This is a genomic window from Lentzea sp. NPDC058436 (genome assembly GCF_042721515.1).
GTDB lineage: Bacteria > Actinomycetota > Actinomycetes > Mycobacteriales > Pseudonocardiaceae > Lentzea.
In genome coordinates, this window is record NZ_JBHXLF010000007.1 from 174,912 (window position 1) to 194,831 (window position 19,920).

Below are 19,920 nucleotides of genomic sequence, written 5' to 3' on the forward strand. Positions count from 1 at the left end.
CCGCCAACCGAAAGGCACGCGCAGTGACCACGGCCATCAGCAACGAGTCGACGTACCGGCTGATCGACACAGCGGACTACCAGATCCAGATCAACGAGGCAGGGCAGGGACATCCGCTCCTGCTGATCCACGGCACCGGCCCCGGCGCGACCGGCTGGTCGAACTTCGAACCCAACATCCGGGCGCTGTCCTCGTCGTTCCACTGCATCGCCGTGACCATGCCGGGCTGGGGCGACTCCTGCGAGCAGAGCGTGGCGACGGGACGTGACCAGGGCCGGGCGACGCTGCAGCTGATGGACGCTCTCGGCATCGACCGGGCCGCCGTCATCGGCAACTCCATGGGCGGCGGCATCGGCACCGTCCTCGCCACCGAGCACCGCGAGCGCGTCTCGCACCTGGTGATGATGGGCGCCGGCATCTGGGGCCCCAACGTCATGTCGCCCAACGGTCTGTCGGAGGGCATCCGGACCATCTTCGACGCCTACGAGGACCCGTCGGTGGAGAACTTCGAGAAGCTCGTGCGGGTCATGTGCTTCGACCCCGCGTTCGCCACCCGCGAGCTGGCCGAGGAACGGTCGCGCAACGCCATGGCCAAGCCGGAGCACCTGAAGAACTGGCTGGAGGTGATGCGGGCGGGCGTGGGCGCCCACGGTTTCGCCGAGGCGGGGCAGAAGATGGCGCAGTCCGACGTGCCGACGCTGATCATCCACGGACGTGACGACCGCACCGTCCACTTCGAACTCAGCATGCGCGCGCACGCCGTCATCCCGGACTCCCGGCTGCTGATGTTCAACCGGTGCGGGCACTGGGCGCAGCTGGAGCACGCCGCCGAGTTCAACTCGACGGTGAAGCACTTCCTGGACACCCACTGATGTCCCGCGACGGCCGGTTGGCCGGTCTGTCTACTCTCGTGACCGGCGGCGGTTCCGGCCTGGGCCGCGCGATCGTGAACCGGTTCGTCGCCGAGGGCGCGACGGTCACGGTGCTGGAACGCTCCGCCGACAAGATCGCCGGCCTGGTCGGTGAGCACGGCGACCGCGTCCGCGGTGTCCAGGGCGACGTCACGTCCGCGCGCGACAACGCCGAGGCCGTCAGCACCGCCGTGGCGGCGTTCGGCGGCCTCGACACCTTCGTCGGCAACGCCGGGCTCTGGGACTTCGGGCGCGAGCTGCTGGCCATGAGCCCGCCGGAGCTGGAGCGCGGGTTCGACGAGCTGTTCGGCGTGAACGTGAAGGGCTACCTGCTCGGCGCGCGGGCCGCTGCGGACGCTGTCGTCGACCGCCGCGGTTCGATGATCTTCACGCTGTCCAACGCCTCCCTCTACCCGCGGGGCGGGGGCGTCCTCTACACCGCGTCGAAACGGGCGGGCGCCGGTCTGGTCTCCCAGCTCGCGTACGAGCTGGCGCCCCACGTCCGGGTCAACGGCGTCGCGCCCGGCGGGATGGCCACCGACCTGCGCGGGCCCCGTTCGATGGCGCTGGGTGACACCGCGATCGCCGACGTGCTGGGCGGCGGGGAGTCCCTGAGCAGGTACTCCGCGCTCGACTTCGCCCCGAGCGCCGAGGACTACGTGGACTCGTACGTGCTGCTCGCCGCCCGCGGCGAGTCGAGGACGGTGACCGGTGCCGTTTTCGACATCAGCTCGGTGGGCACACCGCGGCGCCCTGACCTCTGAGCCCTTCACGTCAGACGACGAAGACGACCTTGCCGCGGACCCCGCCCGACGCGGCCTGGGCGTGGATCGCCGGCACCTCGGTCAGCGGCACGCGCCGGGCGACGTCGACCCGCAGGTCACCGGAGTCGACCAGCGCCACGAGCTTCGCGAGCTGCTCGGCGTCGCTGCGGACGTAGACGTTCACACCGCGCACGTCCCGTTCCTCGTCGGTCGGAGCGGGCATCCAGATCGTCGTGTTGACGACGGCTCCTCCGGAACGGACGAGCGAGGGCAGTTGGGCCAGGACGTCCGGGGTGACCGGTGCGAGGTTGAGCACGAGGTCGACCTGCTCGGTCACCGCCGAGAACACGCTGGTGGTGGTGTGGTCGACGACCTCGTCGGCGCCAGCGGTCCGCACGGCCTCGGCACTGCTCGGGCTGGCCGTGGCGATGACGTGGGCGCCGGCCTGCCTGGCCAGCTGCACGGCGTAGCCGCCGACCGGTCCGCCCGCGCCGTTGACCAGGACCCGTTGCCCTGCCTTCAGCTCGCCGTGGTCGAAGAGCGCCTGGTAGGCGGTGAGGCCGACCAGCGGGAACGCGGCGGCGTCGGCCAGCGGGATCGCCTTCGGAGCCGGCGTCAGGGCGGCGGCCGGGGCGAGGACGTGCTCGGCGGCGGCACCGGGCCGGGTCATCGGAAGGAAGCCGATGACCTCGTCACCGACCGCGAAGCCCTCGACGCCCTCGCCGAGCGCGGCGACCGTGCCGGCGACGTCGAGACCGGGCGTGTGCGGCAGCTCGACCGGGATCGCCCTCTGCATGACGCCCAGGCGGATGTTGCCCTCGACGGGGTTGAACGACGTCGAGGTGACCTCGACCAGGACCTGTCCGGCGGTGGGAACGGGCTGCTCCACGTCCTCGTACCGCAGGACCTCGGGGCCGCCGAACTCGTGGAAGCGCACTGCCTTCATGACTGTTCTCCCTCAGGTTTTGCTTCGAAGTTGAAGCAACTGGAACCGAGGGTAGACCTGCTTCGAATTCGAAGCAAAGTGACGTGCGGCACTGCTTCGAACTCGAAGCAGTAGGCTGGGGGCATGTCCGACTCGCCGTCGCTCGACCCCGTCCAGCTGGGCGCCTACTTCGCCCTGGTCGAGGTGACCAGCCTGCTCCGCCACGCGGTCGAGCAGCAGCTCAAGGACGCCGGCGACCTGAGCTACGTGCAGTTCCAGCTGCTGGCGCGGCTGGGCGACTCGCCGACGGGCAGCCATCGCATGACCGACCTGGCCGACGGCGTCGTCTACAGCCGCAGCGGCCTGACCTACCAGGTGGGCCTGCTGGAGAAGGCCGGCCTGGCCGAGCGGGCGCCCTCCGCGGACGACGAGCGCGGCGTCACGGTCACCATCACCGACGCCGGTCGCGCACTGCTCGCGGCCGTGCTGCCCGGTCACGTCGAGGTCGTCAGCGGCCTGCTCTTCGAACCGCTCTCACGCGACGACGTCCGGACGCTCGCCGGTCTGCTGGCGCCGGTGCGCGACCACATGCGCTCGACACCACCCCGTTCGGCCGCGCCGCGCCGCCGCAAGGGCTGATCGCGCCCCTTTCCGCCTGACACCAGCCGTGCGTCCACTGTGGACCGCACGGCTCCTTGTGCTGCCCTGGACGGGGACCCATACCTGATCGATAGCGGGTCGACAGCCCGGATGCCGATCGTGGCAACAGAAAGCCCGACCTGATCGGGAGACGGCGGAACGGGACGCATCTCCGCCTTCTCCCCGCCCGGCCGGGGCCGGACCCGTGTCGATAGGGCCGGCCGTCGAGAACGCGGCGGCCGGTGGAGACGTCGACCCCTGGAAAGGAAAGCCATGACTGACTTCGTCCCGCGAGCGGACCTGGATGTGGTGATCGTCGGCGCGGGTCCGCGCGGACTCTCCGTGCTGGAGAGGCTCGTGGCGCGCTTGACGGACACGCCCAGGGAGGGCGAGGTGCGCGTGCACCTGTTCGACCCTGACGAGGCGGGGACCGGGCGCGTCTGGAGGACCTCGCAGTCGGTGTGCTTCCTGATGAACACCGCCGCCGGCGAGGTGAGCGTGTTCTCCGCCGCGCCCGACGGCGGTCCCACCAGGGCGGGGTCCGGGCCCTCGTTCTCGGACTGGCTCTCGACGCACCCGCGCTGGTCCGACGTCGGGCCCGACGACTACGGGCCGCGTGCCGTGTACGGCGAGTACCTCCGGATGGCGTTCGAGGCGATCGTCGCCAACGCGCCGGAAGGCGTGACGGTCCGGCACGTGGCGGAGAAGGCCGTGTCGCTCACCCGCCAGTTCGGGCTGACGACGGTGACCGGGTCCGGGGGCACGGTGGTGACCGCCGACAAGGTGGTGCTGACCACCGGGCACCCGCAGGTCCGGCCGGACGACGGGGAGAAGGAGCTCCTGACGTTCGCCCGGCACCGTGCCGGTCTGACCTACCTGCGCGGGGACTCCGCGGCCGACATGCCGCTGGGGGTGATCGCGCCGGGCGAGCAGGTCGGGGTGATCGGGCTCGGGCTGACGTTCTTCGACGTGCTGGCGGAGCTGACGATCGGGCGCGGCGGCAGGTTCGTCGAACGCGACGGGCAGACCGAGTACCTGCCCAGCGGACGGGAGCCGCAGCTCGTCGCGGGTTCCCGCAGCGGGCTGGTGATGCTGGCGCGTGGCCGCAACCAGAAGGCGCCGACCTACCGCTACCAGGCCAAGTTCGTCACCGAGGACGCCATCGTGCGGGCCCGGCGCGGTGCCCAGCGGATCACCGGTTCCGCGCAGCTCGACTTCGTGCGGGACGTGTTGTCGTTGCTGCGCCTGGAGGTCGAGCACGTCTACTACACCGCGCACGTCCGGCGCCGGCACGGCGAGGAGGCGGCGCAGTGGTTCGCGGCCGGCCACCTCGCGTCGGACGACCGCGAGGAACTGCTGGCGGCGTGGGATCTCGGGGACGTGCCCCCGCTGGACCTCGAACAGATCGCACGCCCGTTCGTCGACAGGGAGTTCGACAGCCCGGACGCCTTCCACGACGAGCTGCTGGAGCTGTTGCGGCAGGACGTCGCTCAGGCTCGTGAGGGCAACGTCGACAACCCGCTCAAGGCGTCGCTGGACATCCTGCGCGACACCCGCGGGATGGTCCGGCAGGCCGTCGACTTCGCCGGGCTGCGGCCGGAGTCGCACCGCGAGTTCGTGTCGTGGTTCAACCCCATCAACACGATGGTGTCCGCCGGTCCGCCCTGGATCCGGGTGGACCAGGCGGCCGCCGTGATCCGCGCCGGGCTGCTGACGGTGGTGGGGCCGGGGACGTCCGTCAGGCCGGACCACGAGAGCGGCAAGTTCGTGCTGGAGTCCTCGTGCGTCAACGGATCGCGGCGGCAGGTCTCCACGTTGATCGACGCGCGCATCCCGCGAGCGACCCTGTCGTCCAATTCGGACTCGCTCATCGCGGGTCTGGTGGCGGACGGGCTGATCACCGAGATGGTCAACGCCGACCTGTCGAGCGGCGTGCGGTTCCGCGCGGGCAGCGTCGCGGTCACCCGGCGCCCGTTCCACGTCATCGACGTGCTGGGCAACCCCGACCCCGACCTCTACGCGCTGGGCGTGCCCACCGAGAACACGCGGTGGTTCACGCAGATCGGCACCGGCAGGCCCGGTCCGATGACCGGCTTCCACACCGACGCCGACGGCATCGCCGAGGACGTGCTGCGCCACCGCGCCGCCGCCCGGTCGCCCAGGGCGTCCGCCACCCCGCACCCGGCCGCCGCGATCTGAGGAGAAGACCAGTCATGTCACCGAGAACAGCCACCGAGAAGTTCCGCACCGCCCGGGACCTGCTGCTGGAGCTCCGCGACGACCACGACCGCGCGCACGCCGAGTTCCGGTGGCCGGAGTTCGACGAGTTCAACTGGGCGCTCGACTGGTTCGACGCCGTGGCAAGGGGAAACGACCGCACGGCACTGCACGTGGTGGGCGGTCAGATCGAGGAGAGGGTCTCCTACGCGGAGCTCTCGGAACGGTCCGACCGTCTCGCCAACGGCCTGCGCGCCGCGGGTGTGCGGCGTGGCGACCGGCTGCTCATGATGCTGGACAACCAGCTCGCGGTCTGGGAGTCGCAGCTCGCCGCGATGAAGCTGGGCGCCGTCGTCGTTCCGACGTTCACCACCGTGTCCGGCGCCGACCTGGTCGACCGCGTCGAACGCGCCGCCGTGCGGCACGTGCTCACGACACCGGAGCTGACCGAGGGCTTCGAGTGGCTGCCCGGTCACGTCACGAGGATCTGCGCGGGACGGGTGCCCGGCTGGGTCGCGCTCGACGACCTGCGGTCGGCCCCGGCCGGCTTCACCCCCGACGCACCGACACGTGCCGACGAGACGTTGTTCCTGTACTTCACCTCGGGCACGACCTCGCGCCCGAAGCTGGTGCGGCACACCCACGTCAGCTATCCGGTCGGGCACCTGTCCGGCATGTACTGGAACGGCGTCCGCCCGGGAGACGTGCACCTCAACGTCTCCGCGCCCGGCTGGGCCAAGCACGCGTGGAGCTCGTTCTTCGTGCCGCTCAACGCCGAGGCGTCGGTGCTGAGCGTGACCACCCCGAACGGCAAGGACCTGATGGACCGCATGGTCCGCCACGGCGTGACGACGTTCTGCGCGCCGCCGACGGTGTGGCGGATGCTCATCCAGGAGGACCTGCGCCACTGGCAGGTTTCCCTGCGGGAGGCGGGAAGCGTCGGCGAACCGCTCAACCCCGAGGTGATCGAACAGGTCCGCGCGGCCTGGGGCGTCACCGTGCGGGACGGGTACGGGCAGACCGAGACCACGGCCCAGATCGGCAACAGCCCCACACTGCCGGTCCGGCTCGGGTCGATGGGAAAACCGTTGCCCGGCTACGACATCGTGCTCGTCGACCCCTCCACGGGCGCGGTCGGCGACGACGGCGAGGTCTGCGTGAACCTCACGCCGCGACCGCTGGGCGTCATGCCCGGCTACGTCGACGACGACGAGAAGAACGCCAAGACGTTCGCCGGCGGCTACTACCACACCGGTGACATCGCGCACCGCGACGAAGACGGCTACCTGCACTACCTGGGACGCACGGACGACATGTTCAAGTCCTACGACCACCGGGTCTCCCCGTTCGAGCTGGAGAGCGTGCTCCTGGAGCACGACGCCGTGGCAGAGGCCGCGGTGGTGCCCGCTCCCGACCCGGTCGGCCTGGTGGTGCCGAAGGCCTACATCGCGCTCGCGGCGGGCGAGGTGCCCGACGCCGACACCGCGCGCCGGATCCTGAGCCACGCCAGCGCGAACCTGGCTCCACACCAGTGGGTTCGCCGTCTGGAGTTCACGACGCTGCCGAAGACCACGTCCGGGAAGATCCGCCGCAACGAGCTGCGGGCCCGCGACGTCGAGCGGGCCGCGGGGACCGAGTTCCCCGGCACGACCGAGTACCTGGCCGACGAACTGCTGGAGACCGCGCTGCCCGCGGCTCCCGGAATCGGCTGAGAGACACCAGTTCCACCACCCGCACCACGACACCGAGGAGAGAACAGCCATGCGCGACATCAAGATCTACTCGTCCCTCTTCACCGGCGGCCTGCACAACGGCCAGATCAAGTGGGAGGAGTACGTCCAGCCCGGTCGCAACGAGGTGGACGTGGAATGGCTCTACACGGCGGCGGAGACCGGCCCCACCGGTGCCGAGGCCTACATCGCCCACTTCAAGCCCGGTTCGCACGGCGATCTGCACGAACACCTCGGTTTCGAGCTGCTGCTGATCCTCGAAGGCGAGCTGCACAACGACAACGGCGACCGCTACCCGGCGGGAACGATGTTCATCGAGAAGCCGGAGAGCGTCCACCAGGTGTCGTCGCCGACCGGGTGCTACGCGCTCGTGGTGCGGGAGAAGGGCACCCGGCGGCTCACCGACGACGAGGTGAGCGCCGCCATCGCCGGCGCCGCCACCGCCGACTAGCAACCCCCTTCGCGGTGGGGCCGGGCTCCGGCCCCACCGCACCACGCCCGTGTCCTCACGACCGGCGACCCCGCGCAACGACCCCGCGCAACGACCCAGGAGACCATCCGATGTCCCAGCAGACGCAGGACCGACCACTGACCACCCCACCTCCGCAGTCCGACGACATCGTCATCGGGCGCACCGGAAAGAGGCACTCGTCCCGCTACCGCTGGGGCATCCTCGGCATCGGGATCTTCGCCCAGGCGGCGTTCAGCGCCGCGTTCCAGGGCATTCCCACGTCGGGTTCCATCCTCGCCGACGCCTACGGCTACTCCCTGTCCCAGCTGGGACTCGTGCTCGCGGCCGTGACGGCGGGCATCTTCATCACCGACGTCTTCTGGGGCATCCTCTCCGACCGCATCGGTGAGCGCACCGTGCTGATCGTCGGTCTCGGCGGCACGACCGCCACGCTCGCGTACGTCACCGCATTCCTGGTTCCCAGCGGGGAGACGGCTCCCGCGGCGTGGGCGCTGGCCGCCGTGCTGTTCCTGTCCGGCGCGCTCGGCGGTTGCGTCAACGGAGCGTCCGGACGGGCGGTCATGGGCTGGTTCCCCGCCAACAAGCGGGGCTTCGCCATCAGCCTGAGGGTCGCCGCCGTGCCGCTGGGCGGCGCGCTCGGTGCCGCCATCCTGCCCTCGCTCGCGCTGGGCGCCGGCTTCCGCTGGGTGTTCGCGTTCCTGACGGTGTTCATGCTCGCGGCGACCATCGCGGTCGTGCTGTGGCTGGACGAGCCGCCGATCGCGCGCACCAAGGCCTCCGGTGGCATCGCGGCCACGACGACCGTCAGCCCGTTGCGCCGCTGGGACATCTGGCGCGTCGCCATCACCGCGTTCCTGCTCGACCTGCCGCAGTTCACCGTCCTCACGTTCGGCACGGTGTTCCTCACCTCCGAGATCGGCCTGCCGATCGAGGGTGTCGTGGTGGCGCTCGTGGTGGTCCAGGTCCTCGCCGCCGCCTCGCGGGTGTGGAGCGGCCGGTGGACCGACAACCGGGGAGGCCGCTACCGCAGGACCCTGGTGCGCGTGTACAGCTGGGCGATCGCGGCCGCGTTCGCCGGTGTGGCGGCCTACTCGTTCGCGCCGACGTGGCTGGTGATCGCGCTCTTCGTCACCGCCGGGTTCCTCGCCTGCGGCTGGCACGGCGTGCACTACGCCGAGATCGCCACGATGGCCGGCGCCGAGCGGTCGGGTACTGCTCTCGGGCTGGAGAACACGATGGTGTTCGGCGGCGCGTTCGTCACCCCGCTCATCATCCCGGTCGTGCTGTCGGCGTCGTCGTGGCCGGTGGTGATGCTGGTCGTGGGCGCGGTGCCGGCGGTCATCTCCGCGCTGATGATGCCGAAGGAGCAGCCGGTCGGCTGACCTCGCTGAGCCGGAAGGGCCGGGAAGCAGCTGCTTCCCGGCCCTTCCGGCTGTTCGGTCCCAGGTCGTGAAACACGAAAAACCCCCGTCCTGAGAGTTCAGGACGGGGGTTCGTCAGGCGGTTCGTGGTGGCGCAGGTTCACCAGTGGGTGTCCTCGACGCAGACCTGCAGGTCGGTGCTCCAGTGGGTGTCCTCGGGGCAGTTGCCGGGGCCCTGGGTGGTGGTGGCCGGAGTGTTCCAGTGCGTGTCGTCCGCGGAGGCCGTGCCACTCGCGATTCCGAGGATGGCGAGCGTGGCGATGATCAGCGAAACCAGCGTGGTGGCGGCGGACTTGCGGCTGGCGAACATCTTTACCTCCGGTGTTTTCGGGGGCGTTCCCCCTGGCTGACACCAGTTCAGCCACCGGCTCTTTAGGTCCTCCCTCCATGCGCTGTCGGTCTGGACAGGGCGGTTCGATAGCGAGTCGATAGAGGTGGAGACGGGTCTATTTCTGATCAGAAAAGCGCGTTGAGAGTGCTGTAGTCGACACCCCCTTCCAGTTCGGAGCAGGTGCCCTTGGACAGGAGCTCTGCGGCGGCGCGTTCGGCGACGGCGTACGCGGCCTGGGCGACGAGCGGGCCGACGCTGAGCCTGCGCACGCCCGCCGCCTCGAACTCGGCGGCGGCCGGTGCACCGGGGAAGGCCAGCGCGTTGAGGGGCAGCGGGGACGCCTCGGCGATGTGGCGGAGCGCGTCGAGGTCGCTCAGCCCGATGACGTAGAGGCAGTCCGCTCCGGCCTCCGCGTAGGCGGCGGCACGGGCCAGCACCTCGTCGAGACGGCCCTCCGGTGCCCCGATGCCGAGCAGGTAGACGTCGATCCGGGCGTTGACCAGCAGTTCGGGCAGGCCGGCCGAGGCCGCCGCGGCACGGGCTGCTGCCAGGCGCTCACCCTGTTCGGAGATGCCGAACAGGGTGCCGTCGCTCTGCGAGTCCTCGATGTTGACGCCGACCGCGCCGGCGCCGATCACCTCGCTGACGGTGGCTTCGAGGTCGTCGTAGCCGCCCTCGACGTCCGCGGTGACCGGCACGTCGACCGCGGCGGCGATCCTGCGGACGGCCTCGACCGCCTCGTGCCGGGGGAGCTTCTGGCCGTCGGGGTGGCCGAGTGACCACGCGACGCCCGCACTGGTCGTCGCGATCGCTTTCGCTCCCGCCCGTTCGACCAGTGCGGCACTGGCGGCGTCCCACGCGTTGGGCAGGATCAGCAGGCCGTCGTCGTGCAGGCTCCGGAACGTCGTCGCTCTCTGGTTCAACTTCATCGCCTCATTCGGTGTCTGTGCGGGGCCACGCCAGAGCGGCCAGGGTCTCGTCGACCAGGCCCTGCGCCGCACCCAGGTAGCCGCTGGGGCGGGTGAGGTCGGCGAGTTCGGTGGCGGACAGGTGCGCGGTCACCGCGGGGTCGGCGGCGAGGACGTCGTGCAGCGGCGTCCTCGTGTGGTGGGCGGTGAGGGACGCGGCGCGGATCGCCGTCGCTGCCTCGGTGCGGCCGAGGCGCGGCACGAGGGTGGCGGAAAGGCGTTCCGAGACGATCAGGCCGTGCGTGAGGTCCAGGTTGTCGCGCATCCGTTCGACGTCCACGGTCAGGCCTTCGACCAGTTCCACGGCGGTCTCGGCGGCGCCCGCGGTCAGCCGGAGCAGTTCGCGCAGCGGGTGCCACTCGGCGTGCCAGGCGCCGGCGGGACGTTCGTCCTCCGCGGGCAGGCACGACGCCAGGGTCGCGATCAGGCCCGGGGTCTGGGTGGCGGCGGCGCGGATGAGGGTGGCCAGCGCCGGGTTCCGCTTGTGCGGCATGGCGGACGACACCCCGCGGCCCTCCGCGAACGGTTCGGCGACCTCGCCGATCTCGGTGCGCGACAGCACCTGCACGTCCACGGCGATCTTGCCGAGCACGCCGGTGACGAGCGCCGCGGCGAACCCGGTCTCGACGACGGGAATCCTGTTGGTGTGCCACGGGAGCAGCGGTGCCGACAGCCCGGTCTGCTTGGCGAACTCCTCGCCCAGCAGTCGCGCGTAGTCCGCGGCGATTTCGCCCGACTCCGCCTTCGCGCTCTCCAGGTAGCCGGCGAGGGTGCCGGCGGCGCCGCCGAGCTGGATCGGGAGGGTCAGCCTGCTCAACCGCTTCGCGGCGTCGTGCACCGCCGTCGCCCAGCCCGCGGCCTTGAGGCCGAACGTGACGGGGACGGCGTGCGCGCCGAGCGTGCGGCCGGCCATCAGGGTGTCGCGGTGTGCCGCGGCGAGCCGCAGCGCGGCGGTCTCGACCCGCCGGAGGTCTTCGAGGATCTCGGTGTTGGTGCGCGCCACGACGAGCATGGCGGCGGTGTCCAGGATGTCCTGGCTCGTCGAGCCGCGGTGCACGTACTGCGCGGCCGCCGGGTCGATCTCCGCCACGGCCGTGCCGAGCGCGCTCACCACGGCCACCACGGGGTTCGCGGCACCGCGGGCCGCGCGGGCCAGTGCGACGACGTCGAACTCCGCGGTGGTGGCGACCTTCGTGATGACGTCCGCCGCGTGGCGCGGTGCCACGCCGAGCGTCGCCTGGGCGCGCACCAGGGCGGCCTCGGCGTCGAGCATGGCGCGCAGCCACGCGGCGTCGTCGGTCAGCGGCGCGGCGACGACGCCGGCGCGCACGGGGGCGAGGAGCCCGCTGTCGAGGGAAGCGCTGTCACGGGAAGCGCTGTCGGGCATGACGGACTCCTGGGTGGAAGGGGGTCGGATGACGGTGAGGAGCGGGGCGGAGTCAGGTCAGGGGCGACTCCGATCTGGAGGTGTGAAGGGAGCTGGATGGGGAGGGCTGGGCGGAGAGGGGGCAGAGAGGGGTGAGGTGGCGTGGGAGCTGGGGTGGGGAGGAAGCCGAGGGGTGAGGTTGGCGGGAGCGGCGAGAGCAGCGGAGAGGGTTGAGGTGAAGTGGGAGCGTGGGAGCTGGGGTGCGGAGAAGCCGAGGGGTTGCGGTTGGAGGGAGCGGGGCGCCGCCGGGGGAGGTGCGGCGCCCCGCGGGATCAGGGCGAACTCAGAAGCCGGCGATGAGCGTCGACCGCGGCACGGCCACCGCCACCGCCACGCACGCCTGGGCGACCGCGTCGGCGTCGGCGAGGATCACCGAGTTGACGCCCGGACGGATGCCCGCCGCCGTCACCCAGTGCACCGTCTCGGTCGGCACGCCGAAGGCGAACCGCCTCGGGTGCGGCACCCGGCCGGGGCCGAGCACGGGGTACGGGCGCGGGCCGACGGCCAGTCCGCCGGTCTCGTAGTAGCCGCCGCCGGAGATGGGGATGCGGTGCAGCACGCACTCGCCGCGGGCGAGCAGTCCGCCCAGCAGCGGGTCCGTGGTGGTGCGGATGTCCGGCTCCGGCAGCCGCGCCTCGATCAGCGTGGTCACCTGGACCGGTTCTCCCGGCACCTGGGACGAGCTCACGAGGAACGAGGCGCCGTCGGGCGCCGGGCGGACCTCCATGCCCGGTCCCATCACGCGCAGCACGCCCGCCTCGATCAGCGCGATCATCTCCTCGATCCGCCGCACGGGCGGGCCGATGGACACGAAGGCGTTGAAGGGGGTGTACCACTTCTGCAGGTCGTCGCGGTACGAGTCACCGCTGATGCCGGAGTGGTCGACGATCTGGCGGATCTCGTTGCGCAGGTCGCGCATGGCGTCCAAAGCGGACTTGACGGGGCTCTGCACGTTGCCGCGCAACGCTTCCCGCACGTCCTCCTTCAGGTACGACACGAGCCACGCGCGGTAGGAGTCGGCGTCCTCGAACTCCAGGTCGCCGTACGGCTTGGCGATGGCGTTCCAGTCCCAGCGGTCGGCCTCCGCGATGCCGAAGCGGTCGAGGAGCATCTTCTCCGCGTCGGACCTCTGCTGGTCGAACGGTTCGCCGATGGGGGTGTTCGCGAACTCCTCCTCGCACACCGCGCGGTACCGGCGGGAGAACACCTCGGACTCGCAGGAGCACGAGCGCTGGGCGACCAGTGCCGTGTAGTACACCGAACGGACCTCGCGGTCGATCAGCGGCCAGACCTCCGTGCGGAAGTCCGCGGGACGGCCCCGCTCCGCGCGCCGGCGCAGGGTGCGGATCACCCACGGTGTCAGGAAGAGCGGTTCGTGCCGGCCGAAAGCTCCCTTCTGGTTCTCGCCGCGAGCGGTGTACGGGACCCCACGCCGGGAGCCCGCGATCAGCACCGGTTCCGTGCCGGAGGGGTGGTAGGTGAGCGATCCGTCGTCGGAGCGGGCGAACCGGCCGCCGCGTCCCGTGGTGAGCAAGGCCATGTGGTCGAAGAAGTTGAGGCCCATGCCGCGCAACGCGATCTCGTCGCCGGGCTGGACGAACGACAGGTCGGCGTTGGCGGGGTTGCCGGGGGAGACGTAGTTCAGCCCGTTGCGGGCGGCGTGCTCGGCGAGCTCGAACTCCGACTCGGACATCATGGTCGGCAGGTGGCCCTGGCTGAGGACCACCGAGTCGAGTCCTTCGAGGACGGTGCCGTCGTCGAGCTCGACGACCTGCGTGCCGTCCTCGGCGTCGGTCAGGTTGACGGCGGTGACGGTGTGCAGGGTGATGGTCAGGTTGGCCGGCGCCGTCCGCAGCAGGTGCCGCAGCACCCAGCGCAGGTAGTGGCCGTACAACGCGCGGGTGGGGTAGGTGTCCGCACCGAGGTCGCGGCATTCGGCGCGCACCCAGTCCGGCAGCTTGTCCTCCGGGCCGAGGTGCTCGGCGAACCGCGCCCACTCGTGCAGGCTCGGTCCCGGCACGATCGGCCCGGCACAGGTGACCGTCTCGTCGGCGAACATGGTGATCTGGGCTGCGACGGTGTTCATCAGCAGCTCGCGGGACTGGTCGACGCGCCACACCGCGCTGCCGCTCAGCAGGTTCGGGTCCACGACGTGGACGGTGATCGGCTGGGGTGGGTTCTGCGCCGCGGCCGTCGAGTGCAGGCGCTCCAGCACCGATAACCCGCGCGGCCCCGCGCCGATGATGCAGATGTGCGTCACGGTGTCCTCCAGAGGGCACGACCACACTCGGCCCATCGCGGTGTGGGGGAGTCGGTCGGGAAAGAAAAAGGGTTGGGGATGGGAGAGATCAGCGCTCGACGTCGGCGAGAACGGGGCGCATGACGCCCGCCATCTTGCGGCCCAGCCCCATCGCGAGGAGCTCGAGCTTGCCCATGAGAGAGCCGAAGTCGTCCGGCAGCAGCGCCTGCTTGCCGTCGCACAGCGCCTGCTCCGGCGCGACGTGCACGTCGATCAGCAGGGCGTCCGCGCCGGCGGCCGCCGCGGCCATCGAGACGGGCTCGACGAGTGCGGGGATGCCGACGGAGTGGCTCGGGTCGACCATCACCGGCAGGTGCGAACGCTGCTTCATCAGCGCCACCGCCGAGATGTCGAGCGTGAACCGGGTGGCGTGCTCGAACGTCCTGATGCCGCGCTCGCACAGGATGACCTGGTCGTTGCCCTGGGCCAGCACGTACTCCGCCGCTGCCAGCGTCTCGTCGACGGTGCAGCCGAAGCCGCGTTTGAGCACCACCGGCCGGCCGGACTTGCCGACCTCGGTCAGCAGTTCGAAGTTCTGCATGTTGCGCGCGCCGATCTGCAGACCGTCGGCGATCTCGGCGACCCGCTCGACGTGGCGGGGGTCGAGCACCTCGGTGAGGATCGGCAGTCCGGTGTGCTGACGCGCCCCGGCGAGTAATTCCAGACCGGCCCACTTGAGGCCCTGGAAGGAGTACGGCGAGGTGCGGGGCTTGAACGCGCCGCCGCGCAGGCCGACCGACCCGTAGTTGGCCGCGACGTCGGCGCAGGCGAGCAGCTGCTGCTCGTTCTCCACCGCGCAGGGACCGGCGAACACGTTGAGCGAACCGTCGCCGACGGCCGCGTCGCCGATGCGCACGATCGTGCCCTGAGGGCGCAGCTCCCTGCGGCCCAGCCGGAAGTCCCCCGTCACCGCGACTTTCGCCACCGGTGCGGTGAACGACTCGGGCGCCCTGGTATCGACTCCCGGACCGTGAGCGATGATCACCGGCGTGTCGCCGAGGAACTGCTGGTGCGCGGTGGTGCCGTTGGTGTCGAAGAACTGCAGCCACTCGTTGAGGCGGGAAGCCGGGGTGCCGGGGGCGAACGACAGGATCGACTGACTGGACATGGTGAGCCTCCTGGGCGCGGAAGAAAGTCTGGAGTGGACACTCGTGCCCCGCGGCAACGGACCACCGCGGGGCACGAGCAGGGGGTGGGACCGACCGGTCAGGCCTGGACGGTGGCGAACGACCGGGGGTCTGCGGACGTGGTGTAGGCGGGCAGGTCGGCGTACTTCTCGCGGAGGTTCCGCTTGAGCACCTTGCCGGTGACGCCGACCGGGAAGTCGTCGTCGGTGCGGGCCAGCTCGAGCGCTCCGAGCATGAGGTGGCCCGCGCGGGCGAGCTCCTCGTTGGCGAACCGCAGCATCTTGTCGGGATCCGGGTCGGTGCCCGGCTGGGGAACGACCACCGCGACCGGGACGACGATCCCGTCGGCCCGGCCGGCGACGACCGCGCAGTCCACGACGTCCGGCACGTCGGCGAGCAGGATCTCCTCCATGAACACCGAGTAACCGGTGCGCTCGGGGGTGACCAGCGCGTCGACCGTGCGGTCGACCAGGAAGTGGTCGCCGTTGGAGTCGCGGTAGCCGTTGTCGCCGGTGAGCCAGTAGCCCGACAGGCGGCTGCTGTAGTTGAGGCCGTGGTTGTCCCAGTAGCCCGGCGTGATGGCCGGGCCCTTGGCGGCGAGCAGACCGACCTCGTTGTCGTCGGCGTACGTGCCGTCGGGACGCAGGATCGTCACTTCGGCGACCCCGACCGGTTTGCCCGCACAGCGGTCGTTGCGCTCGGTGTCGAGCGTGCGGATCTTGAGCAGCACACCCCAGCCGAGCTCCGTCGTGCCGAGCCGGTCGAAGAACGCCGACTGCGGCAGGTCCGGGCTGCGCCGGCCCAGGATGTCCTTGATGTGCGCCTCGTGCACCGCGTCACCGATGGACACCCACACGTTCACCGAGTCCAGCGCTCCCGGCGCCAGGTCCAGCGCGGGGATCTCGGAGTAGGCGTGGGCGAACGACATGACCGTGGTCGGCTTGAACTCGGTGACCGCCTCGGCCAGCTCCTCGCCCGGACGGTCGAAGCCCGCGGTGGTCTGCGAGCCCGACAGCACCGCGTACACGGTGTAGGCGATGCAGCCCAGGTGCGACTGCGGGAGGCTGGTCATGGTCATCGCGCCCGGCTGTTCCTTGAAGTCGACCAGCCGGAACTTCGGGCCCGCGACGATGGAGCCGTGGGTGTGGATGGTCGGCTTCGGGAGACCGGTGGTGCCCGACGAGTGCAGGACCGTGACCGGGTCCTCGTCGTTGTGCCGGAACTTCATCTCCGTCGTCAGCTCGGCCTTCGGCGGGTAGGGCTGTTCCTCCGCCACCTGCGTCCACCGGACGGACGGCAGCGTCGCCGCGAAGTCCGCCAGAACGTCCATTCGGGACTGTCCGGCGAAGATGCCGACCGGGGTGGTCTGACCGGTCAGCGACTCGGCGATCTCCTTGGAGGCCTTGGTGTTGATCAGCACCGCGATGGCGCCGAGCTGGGCCAGTGCGTAGAAGTGGACGTGGTAGGCGAAGGTGTCCTCGATCCACACGACCACGCGGTCGCGCGGGCGGACACCCTTGACGTCGTAGTACCAGACCGCCCAGCTCTGCACGAGCTCGTCGAGCTCCAGCAGGCTGAACTCGTTCTGCGGCTCGCCCTTGGTATTCAGCAGCGGCCTCAGGGTGCGCAGGAACGGCTGGTCCGGAGCGGGGCTCGCGGCGATGGCCGATGCGAGCAGGTTGCCTCCGCCGATCGTGGGGTCGGCGGCGACGACGGCGCGCTGTTCGACGTTGAGAACGGTGGGAGCGAACTTGGTCATGTGGGTTCCCTTCTCGCGGTGATGACAGGTACTTCGCTCTGGCCGGCTTCGTTCTGCGTCTGGAACATCTGGGCGCAGAGTGCGCCGTAGCCGGGCAGTCGATCGCCCAGAACGGAACGCAGAGCCGACAGAAGATCGGTGAACTCGGCCTCTCCCGCGCCGACCGCGGCGGCAAGGGTGGCCGTGCCCGCGCGCAGAGCGTCGCGGGCGGTCTCGGCGAACGGGTTCGCCGACTGGACGTCCCAGTAGACCTCGGGAGTACCGCCCGCGATCCGCGCCAGCAGTGCCAGCAGGGTCGCGTGCGGGGGTGGGGCGAGCGCGGCGAGCTCGTCGGCGGTGACGCCGAGCTCGGCCAGCGCCGCGCCGAACGACAGGACGGCGGCGTGGGTGAGCGCCTGGGTCGCCGCGGCCAGCCGGTCGTGCCGGTCGGCCGTCACGCGGACGACGCGGGCACCCGCGACGGCCAGCAGCGTCAGCAGCTCCTCGGTGCGCGGGCCGCCGCCGAGCTCCACGGCGGCCACCGGCCGGCCGGGGAAACCCAGTGAGGGAGCGAACATCGGGTTGAGCCCAAGAAGCTCCACATCGGACCGCACGGTGGTCGCCGCCTCGGCGTACCGGCTCTTGACCGACAGCGTGTCGACGACCAGCGCGCCGGGCGAGAGCACCGCCGTGACCGGCCCGAGTGCTTGCAGCGCCACGGTTTCCGGCACCGCGAGCACCACGACGTCGGCCATGGCGAGCTCGGCGGCGAGCAGCGCGTCCGGAGCGGTGATGTCGGCTCCGGACGCGCTGTCCGCCACGTGCACCTCGGCGCCCGAGGCCGTCAGCAGTTCGACGAACAACGTGCCCACCGCGCCGTCGCCGCCGGCGACGACGCAGCGGGTCGTCATGCCACGTCCCCGAGCGCGGTCTCGAGGGCCGTGTCGACGATCGCGGTGATCATCGCGCGGGACTTCACCGCGGTCTCGGCGAACTCCTCCTCGGCGTCCGACAGCGCGATGATCGCGCCGCCGACACCGAAGCGGACACCGGACTCGGTCGCCACCAGCGTGCGGATGACGATGTTGAGGTCCACCGCGCCGCTGAGGCCGAACCAGCCGATCGCGCCGGAGTAGACGCCGCGCGGGCCCTCCTCCAGCCGGTCGATGATCTCCATCGTGCGCAGCTTCGGCGCACCGGTCATCGAGCCGCCGGGGAACGCCGCCCGCACGCAGGACACCGCCGACTGGTCGGCCCGCAGCGTGCCGCGGATCGTCGACACCAGCTGGTGGACCGGCGCGTAGGTCTCGACGTCGAACAGCTTCGGCACGTGCACCGAGCCGATCTCCGACACGACGTTGAGGTCGTTGCGGATCAGGTCGACGATCATGAGGTTCTCGGCCTGGTCCTTCTCGTTGGAGAACAGGTCGGCCTTGAGGGCCTCGTCCTCCTCCGGTGTGGCGCCACGCGGCCGCGTTCCCTTGATCGGCTTGGCTTCCGCGACCCGGTCCACGCCGATCGACAGGAACCGCTCCGGCGAGGCGCTCATGACCGACACACCGGGGAAGTCGAGGAAGGCCCCGTACGGCACGGGACTGATGCCGCGCAGGTACGTGTAGGTCGTCAGCGGGTCGATCCGCACGTCCATGCTCACCTCGTTGGTGAGACACACCTCGTACGACTCGCCGTGGTCGATCTCGTGGAAGCACTCGTTGATGCGCTTGAGGTAGGCGTCGTGGTCGTGCCGCAGCACGGCGACCTTGCGCGCCGCCGGCGAGTTCATGTCGGACCACTGCGTCGTCCGCGGAGCCTTCTCCGCGGCCCTCGACGTGGCGGCGACCTGGTCACCCGCGACCGACAGCCAGGCCAGCGCGTCGGCGTCGGCGCCGTCGAGGCTCAGCGCCAGCAGGTACGTCTCGCCGGCGACGTGGTCGACCGCGACCAGCCGGTCGGCGAACACCATGGCGGCGTCCGGTTCCTCGGCCTCGTTCACCTCGTGCGCACCGGACTCGACCTTGAGCTCGTAGCCGAGGTAGCCGACGTAGCCGAGGTTGAAGTCGAACGGCAGCCCCTCCGGTGTCGGGATGGCGCGCTCGGCGAGCTGCTGGTCGAGGTACTCGAAGAAGGGCGACTCGACCTGTGTCGTGGTGCCGTTCTTCTCGACGGTGACCGTGTTCCCGGAGATCCGGTAGCTCAGGTACTCGGCGAGCGGCCCGGAGGCGTCACCCATGTACGAGAACCGCGACAGGCCGTCGATCACCGAGCTGCTGTCGAGCCAGAACGGGCGGCTGCCGCCGGCGAAGAGCTTGCGGAACAACGCTTCCGTGTCCGGCAGCGCCGCCACCTTGCGCACGTGCACCTGGTACCCGCGGCCGCGGGACAGCGCGAGGTCGCGGAAGTTGGCGAGGAGCTCGCGGCCGTACTCGCTGCTGATGGACTCGGGGTGGAACTGCACGCCCCAGATCGGCAGGCTGCGGTGCCGGACGCCCATGATGATGCCGTCCGTCCAGGCGATCGGCTCCAGGCAGTCGGGCAGCGTGGTCGCCGCCAGCGAGTGGTAGCGCACCACGTTGTACGGCGAGGGCAGCCCGGCGAAGACGTCCACGCCGGTGTGCTCGACCGGGAACACCCGCCCGTGCACCGGAGCAGGCGCCAGCCCGACCGTGCCGCCGAAGAGGTGGCAGATGCCCTGGTGGCCGAGGCAGACGCCCAGTACCGGAAGTCCGCTCTCCAGGATCGCCTTGGCGCTCACCCCGAAGTCGGTGTCGACGTCCGGGCTGCCGGGGCCGGGGGAGATGACGACCGCGTCGAACTCGCTCACGTCGATCGACGACCAGTCGACGTCGTTGCGGACCACTGTGGGTGCCACGCCGTTGACCTCGCCGAGCAGCTGGAAGAGGTTGTAGGTGAAGGAGTCGTAGTTGTCGATCAGAAGCGTGCGCATGGTGGGGC

16 protein-coding genes are annotated in these 19,920 nt (G+C 70.8%); 7 read left to right on the forward strand and 9 right to left on the reverse strand.

Annotated elements, in window-relative coordinates; genetic code table 11:
• Positions 1-23: 23 nt before the first annotated feature.
• Positions 24-872, forward strand: a complete 849-nt coding sequence (locus tag ACFWN2_RS25955; RefSeq protein ID WP_382431530.1) for an alpha/beta fold hydrolase — start codon at positions 24-26, stop codon at positions 870-872.
• Entirely contained in the window at positions 872-1,675 is an 804-nt protein-coding gene (gene hcaB / locus ACFWN2_RS25960) for a 3-(cis-5,6-dihydroxycyclohexa-1,3-dien-1-yl)propanoate dehydrogenase (RefSeq protein WP_382431532.1), read from the forward strand. The genes ACFWN2_RS25955 and hcaB overlap by 1 nt, the downstream gene beginning before the upstream one ends.
• Before the next feature lie 10 nt (positions 1,676-1,685).
• On the opposite strand, the gene ACFWN2_RS25965 is transcribed toward hcaB, so the two are convergent.
• Positions 1,686-2,621 (reverse strand): NADP-dependent oxidoreductase, encoded by a 936-nt coding sequence (locus tag ACFWN2_RS25965; RefSeq protein ID WP_382431534.1) that lies wholly within the window; start codon positions 2,619-2,621, stop codon positions 1,686-1,688.
• Positions 2,622-2,744: 123 nt separating this feature from the next.
• On the opposite strand from ACFWN2_RS25965, the gene ACFWN2_RS25970 reads away from it, so the two are divergent.
• The 5 genes from ACFWN2_RS25970 to ACFWN2_RS25990 all read left to right on the forward strand — a co-directional run bounded on the left by ACFWN2_RS25970 (position 2,745) and on the right by ACFWN2_RS25990 (position 9,040).
• Positions 2,745-3,239: a MarR family winged helix-turn-helix transcriptional regulator gene (locus tag ACFWN2_RS25970; RefSeq protein ID WP_382431536.1), complete on the forward strand. Its 495-nt coding sequence runs from the start codon at positions 2,745-2,747 to the stop codon at positions 3,237-3,239.
• A gap of 273 nt (positions 3,240-3,512) precedes the next feature.
• A complete protein-coding gene (locus ACFWN2_RS25975) occupies positions 3,513-5,438 on the forward strand; it encodes an FAD/NAD(P)-binding protein (RefSeq protein WP_382431538.1) in 1,926 nt (641 codons plus the stop codon).
• Between the two features lie 14 nt (positions 5,439-5,452).
• Complete coding sequence (locus ACFWN2_RS25980; protein ID WP_382431540.1) at positions 5,453-7,168, forward strand: AMP-binding protein; 1,716 nt, start codon at positions 5,453-5,455, stop codon at positions 7,166-7,168.
• 49 nt (positions 7,169-7,217) lie between these two features.
• A complete protein-coding gene (locus ACFWN2_RS25985; protein ID WP_382431542.1) occupies positions 7,218-7,637 on the forward strand; it encodes a cupin domain-containing protein in 420 nt (139 codons plus the stop codon).
• A gap of 110 nt (positions 7,638-7,747) precedes the next feature.
• Entirely contained in the window at positions 7,748-9,040 is a 1,293-nt protein-coding gene (locus tag ACFWN2_RS25990) for an MFS transporter (RefSeq protein WP_382431544.1), read from the forward strand.
• 139 nt (positions 9,041-9,179) lie between these two features.
• Here ACFWN2_RS25990 and ACFWN2_RS25995 read toward each other — a convergent pair whose 3' ends face one another.
• The 8 genes from ACFWN2_RS25995 to pabB all read right to left on the reverse strand — a co-directional run bounded on the left by ACFWN2_RS25995 (position 9,180) and on the right by pabB (position 19,912).
• A complete protein-coding gene (locus ACFWN2_RS25995) occupies positions 9,180-9,389 on the reverse strand; it encodes a hypothetical protein (protein WP_382431546.1) in 210 nt (69 codons plus the stop codon).
• A gap of 146 nt (positions 9,390-9,535) precedes the next feature.
• Positions 9,536-10,339, reverse strand: a complete 804-nt coding sequence (locus ACFWN2_RS26000) for an isocitrate lyase/phosphoenolpyruvate mutase family protein (protein WP_382431548.1) — start codon at positions 10,337-10,339, stop codon at positions 9,536-9,538.
• 4 nt (positions 10,340-10,343) lie between these two features.
• The gene (locus ACFWN2_RS26005) at positions 10,344-11,765 is read right to left on the reverse strand and encodes an adenylosuccinate lyase family protein (RefSeq protein ID WP_382431550.1); all 1,422 of its coding nucleotides are present in this window, start codon (positions 11,763-11,765) and stop codon (positions 10,344-10,346) included.
• A 322-nt stretch (positions 11,766-12,087) separates the two neighbouring features.
• The gene (locus tag ACFWN2_RS26010) at positions 12,088-14,064 is read right to left on the reverse strand and encodes an FAD/NAD(P)-binding protein (protein WP_382431552.1); all 1,977 of its coding nucleotides are present in this window, start codon (positions 14,062-14,064) and stop codon (positions 12,088-12,090) included.
• 88 nt (positions 14,065-14,152) lie between these two features.
• Positions 14,153-15,211 carry a 3-deoxy-7-phosphoheptulonate synthase gene (gene aroF / locus ACFWN2_RS26015; protein WP_382431554.1) on the reverse strand — a complete coding sequence of 353 codons (1,059 nt, stop codon included), beginning with the start codon at positions 15,209-15,211 and terminating at the stop codon, positions 14,153-14,155.
• A gap of 98 nt (positions 15,212-15,309) precedes the next feature.
• Entirely contained in the window at positions 15,310-16,989 is a 1,680-nt protein-coding gene (locus tag ACFWN2_RS26020; RefSeq protein ID WP_382431556.1) for a class I adenylate-forming enzyme family protein, read from the reverse strand.
• Positions 16,986-17,879 carry a prephenate dehydrogenase/arogenate dehydrogenase family protein gene (locus ACFWN2_RS26025; protein WP_382431558.1) on the reverse strand — a complete coding sequence of 298 codons (894 nt, stop codon included), beginning with the start codon at positions 17,877-17,879 and terminating at the stop codon, positions 16,986-16,988. The genes ACFWN2_RS26020 and ACFWN2_RS26025 overlap by 4 nt, the downstream gene beginning before the upstream one ends.
• Positions 17,876-19,912, reverse strand: coding sequence for an aminodeoxychorismate synthase component I (pabB, locus tag ACFWN2_RS26030; protein ID WP_382431560.1), 2,037 nt, complete (start codon positions 19,910-19,912; stop codon positions 17,876-17,878). Before pabB ends, ACFWN2_RS26025 begins: the two co-directional genes overlap by 4 nt.
• Positions 19,913-19,920 lie beyond the last annotated feature (8 nt).

What these genes read in the sequence shown, in the direction of transcription:
- ACFWN2_RS26020 (WP_382431556.1), bottom strand. Translation starts at nt 16,989, where the DNA reads ATGACCAAGTTCGCTCCCACCGTTCTCAACGTCGAACAGCGCGCCGTC.
- ACFWN2_RS25980 (WP_382431540.1), top strand. Translation starts at nt 5,453, where the DNA reads ATGTCACCGAGAACAGCCACCGAGAAGTTCCGCACCGCCCGGGACCTG.
- ACFWN2_RS25965 (WP_382431534.1), bottom strand. Translation starts at nt 2,621, where the DNA reads ATGAAGGCAGTGCGCTTCCACGAGTTCGGCGGCCCCGAGGTCCTGCGG.
- ACFWN2_RS26005 (WP_382431550.1), bottom strand. Translation starts at nt 11,765, where the DNA reads ATGCCCGACAGCGCTTCCCGTGACAGCGCTTCCCTCGACAGCGGGCTC.
- ACFWN2_RS26025 (WP_382431558.1), bottom strand. Translation starts at nt 17,879, where the DNA reads ATGACGACCCGCTGCGTCGTCGCCGGCGGCGACGGCGCGGTGGGCACG.
- aroF (WP_382431554.1), bottom strand. Translation starts at nt 15,211, where the DNA reads ATGTCCAGTCAGTCGATCCTGTCGTTCGCCCCCGGCACCCCGGCTTCC.
- ACFWN2_RS25995 (WP_382431546.1), bottom strand. Translation starts at nt 9,389, where the DNA reads ATGTTCGCCAGCCGCAAGTCCGCCGCCACCACGCTGGTTTCGCTGATC.
- ACFWN2_RS25985 (WP_382431542.1), top strand. Translation starts at nt 7,218, where the DNA reads ATGCGCGACATCAAGATCTACTCGTCCCTCTTCACCGGCGGCCTGCAC.
- ACFWN2_RS25970 (WP_382431536.1), top strand. Translation starts at nt 2,745, where the DNA reads ATGTCCGACTCGCCGTCGCTCGACCCCGTCCAGCTGGGCGCCTACTTC.
- ACFWN2_RS25975 (WP_382431538.1), top strand. Translation starts at nt 3,513, where the DNA reads ATGACTGACTTCGTCCCGCGAGCGGACCTGGATGTGGTGATCGTCGGC.
- hcaB (WP_382431532.1), top strand. Translation starts at nt 872, where the DNA reads ATGTCCCGCGACGGCCGGTTGGCCGGTCTGTCTACTCTCGTGACCGGC.
- ACFWN2_RS26000 (WP_382431548.1), bottom strand. Translation starts at nt 10,339, where the DNA reads ATGAAGTTGAACCAGAGAGCGACGACGTTCCGGAGCCTGCACGACGAC.
- pabB (WP_382431560.1), bottom strand. Translation starts at nt 19,912, where the DNA reads ATGCGCACGCTTCTGATCGACAACTACGACTCCTTCACCTACAACCTC.
- ACFWN2_RS25990 (WP_382431544.1), top strand. Translation starts at nt 7,748, where the DNA reads ATGTCCCAGCAGACGCAGGACCGACCACTGACCACCCCACCTCCGCAG.